This window comes from Pseudomonas sp. WOUb67, from assembly GCF_050058005.1.
Classification (GTDB): domain Bacteria; phylum Pseudomonadota; class Gammaproteobacteria; order Pseudomonadales; family Pseudomonadaceae; genus Aquipseudomonas; species Aquipseudomonas putida_R.
In genome coordinates, this window is record NZ_CP170112.1 from 6,155,647 (window position 1) to 6,171,054 (window position 15,408).

At 64.1% G+C, this 15,408-nt stretch carries 12 protein-coding genes; 1 reads left to right on the forward strand and 11 read right to left on the reverse strand.

The window, feature by feature from the left end:
* Positions 1-20: 20 nt before the first annotated feature.
* From ABOC32_RS27275 to pmbA, 3 genes are all read right to left on the reverse strand, one after another.
* A complete protein-coding gene (locus tag ABOC32_RS27275; RefSeq protein WP_426809561.1) occupies positions 21-1,397 on the reverse strand; it encodes a class II fumarate hydratase in 1,377 nt (458 codons plus the stop codon).
* A complete protein-coding gene (locus ABOC32_RS27280) occupies positions 1,390-1,791 on the reverse strand; it encodes a FagA protein (RefSeq protein ID WP_086979063.1) in 402 nt (133 codons plus the stop codon). Before ABOC32_RS27280 ends, ABOC32_RS27275 begins: the two co-directional genes overlap by 8 nt.
* 240 nt (positions 1,792-2,031) lie before the next feature.
* Positions 2,032-3,378, reverse strand: a complete 1,347-nt coding sequence (pmbA, locus tag ABOC32_RS27285; RefSeq protein WP_426809562.1) for a metalloprotease PmbA — start codon at positions 3,376-3,378, stop codon at positions 2,032-2,034.
* A 109-nt stretch (positions 3,379-3,487) separates the two neighbouring features.
* On the opposite strand from pmbA, the gene yjgA reads away from it, so the two are divergent.
* Complete coding sequence (yjgA, locus tag ABOC32_RS27290) at positions 3,488-4,006, forward strand: ribosome biogenesis factor YjgA (protein ID WP_043196912.1); 519 nt, start codon at positions 3,488-3,490, stop codon at positions 4,004-4,006.
* 123 nt (positions 4,007-4,129) lie between these two features.
* Here the strand turns inward: yjgA and tldD are convergent, their stop codons facing one another.
* From tldD to mreB, 8 genes are all read right to left on the reverse strand, one after another.
* Complete coding sequence (gene tldD, locus ABOC32_RS27295; protein WP_426809563.1) at positions 4,130-5,569, reverse strand: metalloprotease TldD; 1,440 nt, start codon at positions 5,567-5,569, stop codon at positions 4,130-4,132.
* Between the two features lie 2 nt (positions 5,570-5,571).
* Positions 5,572-6,423, reverse strand: a complete 852-nt coding sequence (locus ABOC32_RS27300) for a carbon-nitrogen hydrolase family protein (protein ID WP_426809564.1) — start codon at positions 6,421-6,423, stop codon at positions 5,572-5,574.
* A gap of 8 nt (positions 6,424-6,431) precedes the next feature.
* Positions 6,432-10,253, reverse strand: a complete 3,822-nt coding sequence (locus ABOC32_RS27305) for a YhdP family protein (protein WP_426809565.1) — start codon at positions 10,251-10,253, stop codon at positions 6,432-6,434.
* Positions 10,254-10,335: 82 nt separating this feature from the next.
* Complete coding sequence (gene rng, locus ABOC32_RS27310) at positions 10,336-11,793, reverse strand: ribonuclease G (protein ID WP_049275123.1); 1,458 nt, start codon at positions 11,791-11,793, stop codon at positions 10,336-10,338.
* A 54-nt stretch (positions 11,794-11,847) separates the two neighbouring features.
* Positions 11,848-12,459: a Maf family protein gene (locus ABOC32_RS27315; RefSeq protein ID WP_426809566.1), complete on the reverse strand. Its 612-nt coding sequence runs from the start codon at positions 12,457-12,459 to the stop codon at positions 11,848-11,850.
* Positions 12,460-12,492: 33 nt separating this feature from the next.
* Entirely contained in the window at positions 12,493-12,981 is a 489-nt protein-coding gene (gene mreD / locus ABOC32_RS27320; RefSeq protein WP_019473693.1) for a rod shape-determining protein MreD, read from the reverse strand.
* Positions 12,981-13,991: a rod shape-determining protein MreC gene (mreC, locus tag ABOC32_RS27325; RefSeq protein WP_426809567.1), complete on the reverse strand. Its 1,011-nt coding sequence runs from the start codon at positions 13,989-13,991 to the stop codon at positions 12,981-12,983. Before mreC ends, mreD begins: the two co-directional genes overlap by 1 nt.
* A 226-nt stretch (positions 13,992-14,217) precedes the next feature.
* Positions 14,218-15,255: a rod shape-determining protein MreB gene (gene mreB / locus ABOC32_RS27330; protein ID WP_003255163.1), complete on the reverse strand. Its 1,038-nt coding sequence runs from the start codon at positions 15,253-15,255 to the stop codon at positions 14,218-14,220.
* Positions 15,256-15,408 lie beyond the last annotated feature (153 nt).

The following is a 15,408-nucleotide window of genomic DNA, read 5'->3' on the forward strand; positions in this document are numbered from 1 at the left end:
TCCTGGGCGGTGACGCAGGGTCAGATTCCGCCGGCGGTGAGTTTTTCCGGGTCCAGCAGCGCTTCAAGCTGGTCACGCGACAGGTCGGTGTGCTCCAGCGCCACATCGATGACCGGGCGACCCTGCTTGTAGGCGGTCTTGGCGATTTCGGCGGCCTTGAGGTAACCGATGATCGGGTTCAGCGCAGTGACCAGGATCGGGTTGCGCGCCAGGGCTTCCTTGAGCTTGGCCTCGTTGACCTTGAAGCTGGCGATGGCCTTGTCGGCCAGCAGGCGGCTGACGTTGGCCATCAGCTCGATGCTCTCCAGCAGGTTGCGGGCGATCACAGGCAGCATCACGTTCAGCTCGAAGTTGCCGGACTGGCCAGCGACAGCGATGGTCGCGTCGTTACCGATCACCTGGGCGGCAACCATGGCCGTGGCCTCCGGGATCACCGGGTTGACCTTGCCTGGCATGATCGAAGAACCCGGCTGCAAGCCTTGCAGCTCGATTTCGCCCAGGCCGGCCAGTGGGCCGGAGTTCATCCAGCGCAGGTCGTTGGCGATCTTCATCAGTGCCACCGCGGTGGTCTTGAGCTGGCCGGACAGCGCCACGGCGGTGTCCTGCGAGCCGATCAGGGCGAACAGGTTGTGCCCGGGGGTGAACTCGACCTGGGTCAGGCCGCTGAGCTGCCGGGCAAAACCGGCAGCGAACTGCGGATGGGCGTTGATGCCGGTACCCACGGCGGTGCCACCCTGGGCCAGCGCCTGCAGGCTCGGCAGGGTCGCTTCGATGTGCCCCTTGGCGGCGTTGATCTGCGCTGCCCAACCATCCAGCACCTGGCTCATGCGCACCGGCATGGCGTCCATCAAGTGGGTGCGGCCCGTTTTCACATACTGATGCACTTGCGCCGACTTGGTCTCGATCACCTGTACCAGGTGGCTCAGGGCCGGCAGCAACTGCTCGTGCAAGGCCAGCGCAGCACTGACATGGATGGTGGTGGGGATGATGTCGTTGCTGCTCTGGCCACAGTTGACGTGGTCGTTGGCGTTGACAGCGTCACCCAGCACGCGGCTGGCCAGGGTGGCAATCACCTCGTTGGCGTTCATGTTCGAACTGGTGCCGGAGCCGGTCTGGAACACATCCACCGGGAAGTGCTGGATGAAGTCCTCCGCCAGCAGTTGCTCGACAGCCTTGACGATGGCCTGGCCCTGCGCCGCAGACAGTTGCTCCAGCTCGACGTTGGCTTTGGCGGCAGCAGCTTTGGCCAGCAACAAGGCACGAATGAACTGGGCTGGCATGCGCAGGCCACTGACCGGGAAGTTGTCGACCGCGCGTTGGGTCTGGGCGCCGTACAGGGCCTGGGCCGGCACCTGCAGTTCACCCATGCTGTCACGCTCGATACGGGTATCACTCATCATCAAATCCTTGCATCAGTTCATCGGGAGAAATCGACGGCAGCAGACGGCAATTGGCCAACTGCAGGGCATAGGGCTGCCAGCGCTGGTTCTGTTCCTGGCGGTCGAGGTTGCGAAGGTCCAGCAGCGGGCGCCAGGCCTGGTCCAGGCACAGGCAGCGCCAATGCCAGGGCAGCATGCGGTCGCAGGCGGTATCCAGCAGCAGGCGGAAAGAGGTCAGTGCCACCGTCCATGACGAGGTCTCGGTGCAGCACACCAGATAGCGGCCTTCGGCCAGGTAATGCTCGATCAGGCGCGGCTCGTCGGGCTCGAGCGCACAGCGGATGCGCCGGCTGAGCCAGCGCCAGTTTTCCAGGTAGGGCAGTTCGCGGAGGACGGGTTTCATGAACATCATCGCCGGGTTACTGGATAATGATATTCATTATTAAGTGATAAACAGAATCACTTCAAGAAAAAGGTGATGAAAAAAAACCCGGCGCAGGGGCCGGGTCTTCTGTGGGATTGAAAATTTTGTAGCGCCTGTACCTGCCTCTTCGCGGGCTCGCCCGCTCCCACAGTGACCGCACAGGCCTAAGCTTGCGCAGTTACATGTGGGAGCGGGCAAGCCCGCGAATAGGCCGGTACAGGCTAAAGATCAGCTCCCAGCAACAGTCATCCGCTCGATCAGCACCGAGCCCGTATGGATATTGCTACGGGTTTCAAGATCGCTGCCAATCGCCACGATTTGCTGAAACATATCCTTCATATTGCCGGCAATGGTCACTTCCTGCACCGCATGCTGGATCTCGCCATTTTCGACCCAGAAGCCTGCCGCACCACGGGAGTAATCCCCCGTCACCATGTTCAGCCCATGCCCCATCAACTCGGTTACCAGCAGCCCGCGCCCCATACGGCGGATCAACGCGGCCTGATCTTCGACACCGTGAGTGACGAACAGGTTGTGCACGCCACCGGAGTTGGCCGTGCTGGGCAAGCCCAGCTTGCGCCCGGAATAGGTGCCCAGCAGGTACGACACCAGCTCGCCCTTGTCGACGAACGGCTTGGCATAGGTCGCCAGGCCATCACCGTCGAATGCCGCGCTGCCCAGTGCCCGTGGAATATGGGGGCGTTCGTCAAGGGTCAGCCAGGTGGGGAACAGGCGCTGGCCAATGCTCCCTTCAAGGAACGAAGACTTGCGGTAAAGATTGCCGCCGGAAATGGCCGAGAGGAAGCTGCCGAACAGGCCACCGGCCAGCTCGGCGGAGAACAGCACCGGCACCTCGCAGGTCGGCACCGGGCGCGCGCCCAAACGGCTGGCGGCGCGCTGGGCAGCGCGCACGCCGATGCTGCGCGGGTCGGCCAGCAGGTTGCCCTGGCGGTTCACGTCGTACCAGTAGTCGCGCTGCATCTGCCCGTCGCCTTCAGCGATCATCACGCAGCTCAGGCTGTGCCGGGTCGAGGCGTAACTCCCGATGAAGCCATGGCTGTTGCCATACACACGGCAGCCCTGGTGGGTATTGAGTGTGGTGCCATCGGCGTTGAGGATGCGCGGGTCTTCATCGAACGCCGCGGCCTCGCAGGCCAGGGCCATCTCGATGGCCTTTTCGGGCTCGAGAGCCCAGTCGTGGTAGAGGTCGAGATCCGGGATTTCGCGGGCCATCAGCGCCGCGTCGGCCAGGCCTGAACAGTCGTCCTCGGAGGTATGCCTGGCAATGGCCAGGGCTGCGGCAACGGTCTCGCGGATGGCGTCCGGGCCACTGGCCGAGGTGCTGGCCGAGCCTTTGCGCTGGCCAACATAAAGGGTGATACCAAAGCCCTGGTCGCGGTTGAACTCGACCGTTTCGACCTCGCGCTGGCGTACCGTGGTGGACAGGCCCTGCTCCAGCGACACCGCCACTTCGCAGGCGCTGGCACCCTGGCGGCGCGCCTCGGCAATGATCGCCTCGACCTGCTCCTGCAATGCTGGCAGGTCTTTCGGGCCTACGCTCTGGACTGCACTCATGGTTCTCTCCACTAAAATTCTGCGTTCGGCCAGGGGTCATTCTACGACCGGGCCGGACAAGCGGCCCCCGACTGGTTATCATGGCGGCGATTTCTAGCGGACTGCCACCATGGTTGATTCAAACGACGCCTACGACGGCGAAAAAAGCAAAACCCAGATCAAGCGCGAACTGCATGAGCTGGTTGAACTCGGCGAGCGCCTTACCACGCTCAAAGCCGACACCTTGGCCCGCCTGCCGTTGACCGACGAGCTGCGCAAGGCCCTGGCCGAGGCCAGCAAGCACACCGCTCACGGTGCCCGCAAACGCCACATGTCGTTTGTCGGCAAGCTGATGCGCGTGCAGGACCTGGATGCCATCCACGCCTTGCTTGAGCAGATGGACAGCTCGACTCGCCAGTACAACGAGCGTTTCCACGGCCTGGAACGCTGGCGCGACCGGCTCATCGACGGTAATGACGAAGACCTCGAGCGTTTCGTCAACGAATACCCCGATACCGATCGCCAGCAACTGCGCTCGCTGATCCGACATGCCCAGCACGAAAAAGCGCGGAACAAGCCGCCTGCTGCTGCGCGCAAGGTGTTCAAGTACATCCGCGACCTCGACGAGATGCAGCGCGGTTTGCGCTGAAGCCTGCTGAGGGGACCTGTGGGAGCGGGCTTGTCCCGCGAAGCAGACGACGCGGTGCTCGCTGGCACCGGCTTCGCCGGTGTTCGCGGGACAAGCCCGCTCCCACATCGGTCCCCGAAGTAATCAAGCCCCGGTACCGCCCACGGTAATCGCGTCCAGCTTCAAAGTAGGCTGCCCTACCCCCACCGGCACCGACTGCCCGTCCTTGCCGCACGTCCCTACCCCGCTGTCCAGCGCCAGGTCGTTACCGACCATCGACACCCGGCTCATCGCCTCCGGCCCATTGCCGATCAGGGTCGCGCCCTTCACTGGGGCAGTAATCTTGCCGTCTTCGATCAGGTAGGCCTCACTGGTCGAGAACACGAACTTGCCGCTGGTGATATCCACCTGGCCACCGCCCAGGTTGGCGCAATAGATACCTTTCTTCACCGACGCGATGATTTCCTGCGGGTCGCTTTCGCCTGCACGCATGTAGGTGTTGGTCATGCGCGGCATCGGCAGGTGCGCGTAGGATTCACGGCGGCCGTTGCCGGTCACCGCCATGCCCATCAGGCGTGCGTTGAGCTTGTCCTGCATGTAGCCCTTGAGCACACCGTTCTCGATCAGCGTGGTGCATTCGGTCGGGGTGCCTTCGTCATCCACGCTCAGCGAGCCACGGCGGCCTTCGAGCGTGCCATCGTCAACGATGGTGCACAGGCTCGATGCCACCTTCTCGCCAATGCGGCCACTGAACGCCGAACTGCCCTTGCGGTTGAAGTCGCCTTCCAGGCCATGGCCGACCGCCTCGTGCAGCAACACGCCCGACCAGCCCGAGCCCAGTACCACCGGCAAGGTGCCGGCCGGTGCCGGGATCGCCTCCAGGTTTACCAGCGCCTGGCGCAAGGCCTCGCGGGCATAGCCCATCACCCGCTCCTCGGTGAAGAAGCGGTAGTCGGTACGCCCGCCACCGCCCTGCCCGCCGCGCTCGCGACGGCCGTTCTGCTCGACGATGACGCTGACGTTGAAGCGCACCAGCGGGCGCACGTCGGCGGCCAGGCTGCCATCGGCCGCAGCGATGAGGATGCGTTCCCAGACCCCGGCCATGCTCACGCTGACCTGCTGGATACGCGGGTCAAGGGCGCGGGTGGCGACATCGACACGCTTGAGCAGCTCGACCTTTTCGGCACGGCTGAGTACATCCAGCGGGTTGTCTGCGGCATACAGGGCGGTCACTTCCTGGCTGCGGAAGGCCTGGACCGTGCCGTTCTGCCCGGCACGTGAAATCGAACGGGCGGCGCGCGCCGCCGAGGTCAATGCCTCGAGGTTGATCGCATTGCTGTAGGCGAAGCCGGTCTTTTCACCGGACTGGGCACGTACGCCCACGCCTTGGTCCAGGTTGAAGCTGCCCTCTTTGACGATGCCGTCTTCCAGCGCCCAGGTTTCCGAGATCTGACCCTGGAAATACAGGTCGGCGGCGTCGATGCCGGGGCCGGCCAACTCACCCAGCACGCTCTGCAGGCTGTCCAGGGTCAAGCCGCCTGGGGCCAGGAGCTGCTCACTGACGGTGGATAACATCTGGCTCATAGTCACTCCGAGGTGTGCGCAGGCCGCAACGCGCCCTGCGAGAAAAAGCGCCGGTGCGATACCACCGGCATGCGCGCCCGGATGGACGCTTGTTCTTCAATGTCGCGCTCGGCAAGCAGTACCGCTTCGCCTTGCGCCTGTTCTGCGACGATGCGCCCCCAAGGGTCGACGATCGCCGCATGGCCATGGGTTTCCCGAGGGCCTGGGTGGGTGCCGCCCTGCGCCGCAGCCAGCAGGTAGCACTGGGTTTCGATTGCGCGGGCGCGTACCAGCACCTCCCAATGTGCCGCACCTGTCACGGCAGTGAAGGCCGCTGGGGCAGTGATCAGTTCCGCGCCGGCAGCGCGCAGTGCGCTGTACAGCTCAGGGAAGCGCAAGTCGTAGCACACGCTCAGCCCCAGCCGCCCAACCGGCGTGTCGGCCACCACCACCTGGGCGCCATGGGCGTAGTCGTCCGACTCACGGTACCGACCGCGGTTGTCGGCAACGTCCACGTCGAACAGGTGCAGCTTGTCATAGCGCGCCGCCACCTCGCCGTGTTCGTCGATCAGCAGCGAGCAGGCATGGGATTTGGCCTCGGGCTGGCCGACTGGAGGCAAGGGCAAGGTACCGGCGACAATCCATAACTTGAGGTCGCGGGCGGTGCGTTTCAACCATGGCAGGATCGGCCCTTCGCCCAATGCTTCGGCGCGGCCGATGGCTGCAGCGTCCTTGCGGCCCATGGCGGCGAAGTTTTCCGGCAGTACCGCCAGCCGTGCGCCGCCCGATGCAGCCTGCTCCAACAGGGCACCGGCACGCTGCAGGTTGGCCAGCACATCATCCTGGCTGACCATCTGGATTACCGCTGCCTTCATGGGCACTCCTAGCGGGATTTCTCGAAAGGTTTCACAAATGTGATTCTAGGCTCTTTCCACGGCCCTTCGACACGGTAGTGCACGCTGGCAAAACGCGACACGCGGTCACCGATCAAACGGTCGACCAGGAACAGCGCGCCGCCCACGGCCGGCGCGCCAATAATCAGTGCAGCCAGCGGCAGGTTGTTGGTCACCGGCAGGCTCACCTGCAGGTTGGCATCGACCCGGTCGCGCACCATGTCCAGGGTGCCCTCCAGCTCGAAGTTACTCGACGGGCCAGTGACACTGATCGGCTCGCGGGTTACATAGACACCATCACTGGCCACCAGCAGGCCTTTGACCCGGTCATAGGCCAGGCCCTTTTCGAACAGGTCGGAGAAGTCCAGGCGCAGGCGCCGGCCAATGGAGTTGAAGTTGAGCAGGCCGAACACGCGCAGTGCCTGTGCACTGCCTTCGACTTCGACGAACTGGCCGGTGCGCAGCGCCGCGTCCATGCTGCCAGAGAAGCGCTTCAGGCCCACCGCAGCAGGCGAGCCCGGCCAGCGGCCGTCCACATCCAGGCGGAAGTCACGGCTGGTCACAGTCGGGGCGAAGCCCCAGGCCTTGAGCACATCTGCCAGGTTCTTGCCGTCCAGCCGCCCTTTGTACCAGCTGCTGGTGCTGCCCTGCTGGCCCTCCCAGCCGCCACCACCGTCGATGCGCAGCCCTTTGAAGTCGAGGTCGATATCGCTGGCGGTCACGCCCCGCGCTGTCGGTCGCAATTTGATCGCCGCGCTGCCGAACAGGTCGTCGCCGCGGTAGAGCTTGTCGATGCTCAAGTCCAGCGCCGGTACCTTGCGCGGGTCGAACGAAGCCAACGGGTCCGGGCCCTCTTCGGCCTGAGCCTGGGCAGGGTCGGCAGCGGGCAGACGCAGGGTCTGCATACGCACGACCATGGGTGCACCCTTGGCATCCGGCACACGGGCGTTGCCAATCACTTCCTTGCTGTCCAGGCGCAGGTCCCAGGCCGCACTGCCACGGGCCATGCGCACCACGGCCTGGTTCAGGTCCATGCCGAAGGCTTTCAGCTGGCCGATGCTCAGGTCGACACTTTGCAGGTTCTGTCGTGCGCTGCCACCTGGGTCGTCGCCGGCAAGGCGGGCCGCCTGTTCCTGCCAGGGCGCCAGGTCCAGCGACTCCAGGCGCCCGCGTACGCGCAAGCCCTGGCCGGCCGGCAATTGGGCGTCACCCGTGCCCAACAGCAACTCTCCACGCCCCTGCATGAGCTTGTCAGCGGGTGCGGCGTAGGCAAAGCGTGCAAGGTCGCTGTAAGCGACATCGAAACGCCGCTCCTGGCCTTGCAGGTTCATGCTGAAACGGCTGTCGCGGGTGTCTGCCGCTGCTTTGCCGAAGGGCGCCGGCAGGTCGATGGCCAAGCCCTCCAGGTTCGAGTTGACGCTCAGCCGGTTGTCCCGGCTACCCAGGCTCAGTTGCAACTGGTAAGGCAGGTCGCCGGACGCTGGCAAAGCCTGCTTGAACTGCAGCCAGTCGGTCAGTGCCTTGAGCGAGACCTGGCCATTGGCGTCGATGCGTGTCTGCATCTGCCCCGGCTGGCCTTCGGCGGTAATTTGTGCCGTCACCGGCTTGCCGAACGCTTGCAGGCTGATGCCCTTGCCACTCAGGCCTTTGTCAAAATCGAAGCTGAAATCACCCTTCAAGCGGCTCAACTCCAGGCTCGGAGGGGCAACTTTCAGGCGCGCATCGCTGGTGGCGAAGTCCACCTGCACTTTCGGTCGCTCCCCGTGGGCCAGCGGGATGTCGAGCTTGACCTTGCCCTTCAACGGCCCTTCGCCCTCCCAGCCGGCGAAGATTTCGCCCGTGCCGATCGGCGCTTCCTTGAGTATTTTCAGGCCATCGCCCAGGCTGCCGTCGAAGTCGCCATCCAGGTAAAGGCGGCTGTGCTGCTCACCCTCGACATGCGGGATATCGACGCTGACATCGCTCACCTTGGTGTCGAGCAACACGCCACGCTGGGCCTTGATGCGCACACCACTGTCCTCGATCAGCACATCGCCATCTACGTGCTGCACCTGTGGCCAGCCAGGCTGGAAGTCCAGGGCCGCGTCCCGCACCTTGAAAAACAGGCTGATGCTGCGGGCCTCCGGCGCGGCGCCATGGTTCAGCGAGCCCTGGTACTGGAAGTAGCCCTCATCCACCGTGCCTTTGACGATGGCGCTGCGCAGCCATTCGTCGAGGGCCGGGCTGAGCACTTCGGGCAGGTACTTGGCGGTGTAGCGGCCATCGCCCTCGGTCAGGCCGACGCGCAGGTCCATGTAGTCCTCGCGGCCTTCTTCGAACAACAGGCGAATCAGGAAGTCGCCGGCAATCTTGCCCTCCTCGCCCAACACCTTCAGGTAAGGCGCAATCAGGGTAAAGCCTTCTTTGTCCAGCGCCCAGGTCAGGCGCGCGTTGGCTTTCTGGTAGTGCCAGGGTTTGGCGAAGATCGGGTACAGATGCAGCATGAACGCATCAGTATCCAGGCGCAGCTCACCGTGGCCCAGGTCGCCGCTGATACTGCCGCTGACGTTACCGGCAGCCGGAGCACTGTGGTATGCATCGAAGCCGACCTTCTCCAGGTTGGCTTCGAACCGCAGGCGCTCGTCACCCTCGGCCTTGGGCCGAGCCTCCAGCCGTACATTGCGCAACGCGCCGGTTACCTTAAGGCCATCGACCACAGCCATGACATTGTCGGGCAGCGGTGCCAGGGCATCGATCAGCGGGGTCAAGGGCGTAAGGTTGAGCCGGTCGGCCTGCACCTTCCAGCTTTCATCGGCAGCGCTTTCACCAGAGCGCTGCTGCAACTGCAGGTGCGACTCCCAACGGGCCTTGCCGATGTCCATGGCCAGGGAGTCGACCACCACATCAAAGCCTTGATCCCGGCGCTGGAACCAGGCGCCCAACGCTAGGTTGTTCAGCGTCGCGGCCTTGCGCCCGACATAACCGCCCTCCAGCTCAGGCGCGTTGAGCCGCACCACAGCCTGCTGCAATTGCCCTTCGCGCCAGTCGACCCAGAACTCGCCGCCCGCTCGCAGCGCGTCGGCATGCCACTGGCCCAGCAAGCGTGGGGGCAACCAGCGGGCCCAGTCACTCTGCGGCAGGCTCAGGTAGGCATCTACCTGGCCATCACGCCAGGCCTTGGCCGACGCGCGGCTACGCAGGTTAAGCGCCAGGGGCTGGCCATCGGGCAGGGTCGCACTCAGGTCCAGGGCCTGGCGCGAAGCACCCGCCTGCAGGCCGGCGCTGACATACGTCAGGGTGAGCGGGTCACGCTGCCACGGGTGCAAGGTGACCTGGCTGTCGAACACATCAATGCGGCCCAGCTGGCGCAGGCGCTGCAGCAGTTCGGCGGGGTCAAGTGGCGCATCGTCCTTCTTCGGCAGGCCTTCAAGGTGCCAGGCACCCTGCTCGTTCTCGCGCAGGATCAGTTGCAGGCCACCCAGCTGTATACGTGCCAGGCGCACTTCGCGGGCACTGAGGCTGGCCCAGACATCGGGCACCACCTTGACGTCGTCCAGGCGTAGCGCCGTTGCACCTTCACCCAGTTGCAGGTCACGTACCCGCAGCACCGGTGCCAGCCCGCTCCAGCGCCCTTCAAGGGCACCGACATGCACCGGCAGGCCCAGCGCCTGCTCAGCCTTGCGTTCCACGTCGGCACGGTATTCGGCCACCAGCGGCACCAATTCACGGCCGAGGCTCACATACAGCGCCACCAATACCGCCAACAGGGCGCAAAAGCCCAGCCCCCAGCGGGTCAAGGCGACAAGAACGCGGGTCAGACGTCCCATGGCCATGGCCCTCCAAGTCGTTTATCCATGATGGCCGGTAGTGGCGGTTTTGCCAGCCCGGCCATCCAGTGGCGCGTTCGAGAAGACCTCAGAGCAGCACCACGTCGTATTGTTCCTGCGAATACATCGACTCGACCTGGAAGCGAATGGTTCGACCGATAAAGGCCTCCAGTTCTGCCACGTTACCGGACTCCTCATCCAGCAGGCGGTCGACCACCTTCTGGTTGGCCAGCACACGGTAGCCCTCGGCCTGATAGGCACGGGCCTCGCGCAGGATCTCGCGGAAAATTTCGTAACAGATGGTCTCGGGGGTTTTCAGCTTGCCGCGGCCCTGACAGGCCAGGCACGGCTCGCACAGCACCTGCTCAAGGCTTTCACGGGTGCGCTTGCGGGTCATCTGCACCAGGCCCAGCTCGGTGATGCCGATGATGTTGGTCTTTGCGTGATCCCGTTCCAGCTGTTTTTCCAGTGTGCGCAGCACCTGGCGCTGGTGTTCTTCATCTTCCATGTCGATGAAGTCGATGATGATGATGCCGCCGATATTGCGCAGGCGCAGTTGCCGGGCGATGGCGGTGGCAGCCTCCAGGTTGGTCTTGAAGATGGTCTCTTCAAGGTTGCGATGGCCGACGAATGCACCGGTGTTCACGTCAATGGTGGTCATCGCTTCGGCCGGGTCGACCACCAGGTAGCCGCCGGACTTGAGCGGCACCTTGCGCTCCAGGGCGCGCTGGATTTCGTCTTCGACACCGTACAGGTCAAAGATTGGCCGTTCGCCCGGGTAGTGCTCGAGGCGGTCGGCGATCTCCGGCATCAGTTCGCCGACGAACTGCGTGGTCTTCTGGAAGGTTTCACGCGAGTCGATGCGGATCTTCTCGATCTTCGGGTTGACCAGGTCACGCAGGGTACGCAGGGCCAGGCCCAGGTCCTCGTAGATGACCATCGGCGCGCCGCAGGTCTTGATCTGGGCGCCAATCTGCTCCCACAGGCGGCGCAGGTAGCGGATGTCCTGCAGGATCTCTTCAGCACGAGCGCCTTCGGCGGCGGTGCGCAGGATGAAACCACCGGCATCCTTGATGTTTTCGCTTTCCATGCAGTTGCTGACCACCTGCTTGAGGCGGTCACGCTCGGCTTCGTCTTCGATCTTCAGCGAAATGCCGACATGGCTGCTGCGCGGCATGTACACCAGGTAGCGCGAAGGGATCGACAACTGGGTGGTCAGGCGCGCGCCCTTGGTGCCGATCGGGTCCTTGGTCACCTGCACCACAAGGGCCTGGCCTTCGTGCACCAGTGCAGTGATGGTCTCGACCGCCGAGCCTTCACGCTGGGAAATTTCCGACGCGTGGATGAACGCGGCACGCTCCAGGCCGATGTCGACGAAGGCCGCCTGCATGCCCGGCAGCACACGCACCACCTTGCCCTTGTAGATGTTGCCTACGATGCCACGGCGCTGGGTGCGCTCAACGTGCACTTCCTGCAGTACCCCGTTTTCCACCACCGCCACGCGTGACTCCATCGGGGTGATGTTGATCAGGATCTCTTCACTCATGGCCGGCTCTCGTCAAAGGTCTTTTGTAATGATGGATGGCGTAAGCCGTGCTGGCTACTGCGGGTTTGTTACCTCTGGCGTAGGCACGGGCGATTGCCAACAGGCGATACCAAACGTGCCAAGCAACTCGGCCGTCTCACTGAGGGGCAGGCCTACCACGGCCGAATAACTGCCGGACAGACCCGTGACGAACACGGCGCCAAGGCCCTGGATGGCGTAGCCACCGGCCTTGTCCGAAGGCTCGCCGCTTGCCCAATAGCGTTGTGCTTCATCGGCGCTGATCACCCGGAAGCGCACCTGGCTGGTGACGCACAGGCTTTGCGTACGCAGGCCGTCGCTGAGGGCAACCGCAGTCAATACCTGATGCTCGCGGCCCGACAGGTCAGCCAGCATGGCCAGGGCATCTTCGCGGTTTTCCGGTTTGCCCAGAATACGCCCATCGAGCACCACCGCGGTGTCGGCGCCCAGCACCACGGCCGGGCCTGCGACACTGGCCAGGCCGGCGGCAGCCTTGGCCCGAGCCAGGCGCTCGACGTAGGCCGGGGCGCTTTCGTTGGGCAGCGGGGATTCATCGATGGGTGCACTGACGACGGTGAAAGGCACACCGATCTGGGTCAGCAGTTCACGACGACGGGGTGATCCGGAGGCCAGGTATAGCGGGTTCATGCAGACATCTCCCTGTCAGTTGCGGCGGCGCCGTCAGTTGATATGCAAGCGTCGGCGCAGGTCGCGCAGGGCGAAACTGATCCACGGCCAGAGCAAGGCACTGATGACCGCCGACCAGACCAGCGCCAGGGTAGGCAGCCGGTTGCCGGTCAGGGCGCTGAGCCATAGCTGGATGAGCTGGGCGATGCCGAAGATGACCAGGATCACCAGGCTCTGCTGCCACATGGGGAACATGCGCAAGCGCTGCTGCAGGGACAACACCAGGAAGGTGATGAGGGTGAGGATCAACGCGTTCTGGCCCAGCAGGGTACCGTATAACACGTCCTCGGCCAGGCCCAGTACGAACGCCGTGGTCATGCCGACCTTACTCGGCACCGCCAGGGTCCAGAACGACACCAGCAAGGCCAGCCACATGGGCCGGAACACTTCCATGAACTGGGGCATGGGCGAGACGCTGAGCAGCAGGCCGATGGCGAAAGTCAGCCAGATGACCCAGCCGTTGTTGCGGCGCGAAGCAGCCATCATTGTCTCCGGGTGTGAGCGGGTGCGGCAGGCGCTGCGGCAGGCGTGGCAGGGTTAGCCGCCGGGGCTGCAGGCTGGGCGGCCGGCGCTGTCGGCGCTGCGGGTGTGGCTGGGGTTACAGGCGTAGTGCTGGCAGGTGTGCCCGTGCCCTGCTCGCCCGTGCCCGCCGGTTGGCCGGGGGCCGAGGTGCCCTTGCGGTCAGCCTCTTCCTGGGCGATGGCGGCGTCAGTGGCGCGCTGCTCCGGGGTACGCCGGTCGCTGAATACCAGCAGCATGTAACGGCTGCGGTTGAGCGCGGCGGTGGGGATGGCGCGCACGATGGCGAACGGCTGCCCGGAATCGTGGATCACCTCGTTGACCGTCGCCACCGGGTAGCCGGCCGGGAAGCGCTGGCCCATGCCGGAGCTGACCAGCAGGTCGCCTTCCTTGACATCGGCGGTATCGGCCACATGGCGCAGTTCAAGGCGCTCCGGGTTGCCGGTGCCGCTGGCGATGGCGCGCAGGCCGTTGCGGTTGACCTGCACCGGAATGCTATGGGTGGTATCGGTCAGCAACAGTACCCGCGAGGTGTAGGGCATCAGCTCGACCACCTGGCCCATCAGGCCGCGCGCATCGAGCACCGGCTGGCCAAGGAACACACCGTCACGCTCGCCCTTGTTGATCAGGATGCGGTGGGTGAACGGGTTGGGGTCGACACCGATCAGCTCGGCCACTTCGACCTTTTCGTTGACCAGCGCGGACGAGTTCAGCAATTCGCGCAGGCGCACGTTCTGCTCGGTCAGGGCCGCCAGCTTCTGCAGGCGCCCCTGCAACAGCAGGGCTTCGGTCTTGAGCTTTTCGTTTTCGGCGATCAGTTCAGTGCGGCTGCCGAACTGGCCGGCCACGCCTTGCCAGGCACGTTGCGGCAGGTCGGTGATCCAGTACGACTCCATCAGCACCATGCCCATCTGGCTGCGCACGGGTTTGAGCACGTCGAAGCGCGCGTCGACAACCATCAACGCGACCGACATCACCACCAGAACGAGCAGGCGAACGCCCAGCGAAGGGCCCTTGGAGAAAAGCGGTTTAATGGGCCGTTCCTCGTGGACGACTCAGGAGGTCATTGGACATGGGACAACGCACCAGCCTGGTTGCGGGTTGACGGATAAGGCGCCCTTGACGGGCGCCAGCCCAGCACATACAGGTAGCACTGTGCGTGCTACCTGTAAACCGGGCGCTCGTGAACAGCGAGTGGGATCACTCGCTGGAGAGCAGGTCCATCGCGTGCTTGTCCATCATCTCCAGGGCGCGACCGCCGCCACGGGCGACGCAGGTCAGCGGGTCCTCGGCGACGATCACCGGCAGGCCGGTTTCCTGGGCCAGCAGCTTGTCGAGGTCACGCAGCAGCGCGCCACCACCGGTCAGCACCAGGCCACGCTCGGCGATGTCCGAAGCCAGCTCGGGCGGCGATTGCTCCAGGGCGCTCTTCACGGCCTGGACGATGGTCGCCAGCGATTCCTGCAGCGCTTCGAGCACTTCGTTGGAGTTCAGGGTGAAGGCACGCGGTACGCCTTCGGCCAGGTTGCGGCCACGCACATCGACTTCGCGCACTTCGCCGCCCGGGTAGGCGGTACCGATTTCCTGCTTGATGCGCTCGGCGGTGGACTCGCCGATCAGGCTGCCGTAGTTGCGGCGCACGTAGGTGACGATGGCTTCATCGAAGCGGTCGCCGCCAACGCGGACGGATTCGGCATAAACCACGCCGTTCAGGGAGATCAGTGCGATTTCAGTGGTACCACCACCGATATCGACGACCATCGAACCGCGGGCCTCTTCAACCGGCAAGCCAGCACCGATTGCAGCCGCCATTGGCTCTTCGATCAGGAACACTTCACGGGCACCGGCACCCAGGGCCGACTCGCGAATGGCGCGGCGCTCTACCTGGGTCGACTTGCACGGCACGCAGATCAGCACGCGCGGGCTTGGCTGCAGGAAGCTGTTCTCGTGAACCTTGTTGATAAAATATTGCAACATTTTTTCGCAAACGCTGAAGTCGGCGATGACGCCGTCCTTCATCGGACGAATGGCTGCAATGTTGCCAGGCGTACGGCCCAGCATGCGTTTGGCTTCGGTACCGACGGCGACGACGCTTTTCTGATTGCCATGGGTACGGATGGCAACAACCGAGGGCTCATTCAGGACGATACCGCGCTCACGCACGTAAATAAGGGTGTTGGCAGTACCCAGGTCGATGGAAAGATCGCTGGAAAACATGCCACGCAGTTTCTTGAACATGGGAAAGTGACCCTGGGGAAAGCGTGGGTAAAAAAGTGCGGCAAACTCTAACAATGGCAGGGATTTTGGGCAAGGAGCCAATATGTTAAATTGGCTGTTTTTCCGAGCATGCCAGCCGATGATCGCGGCCGTTGGACCGCCAGAAAGCTGACA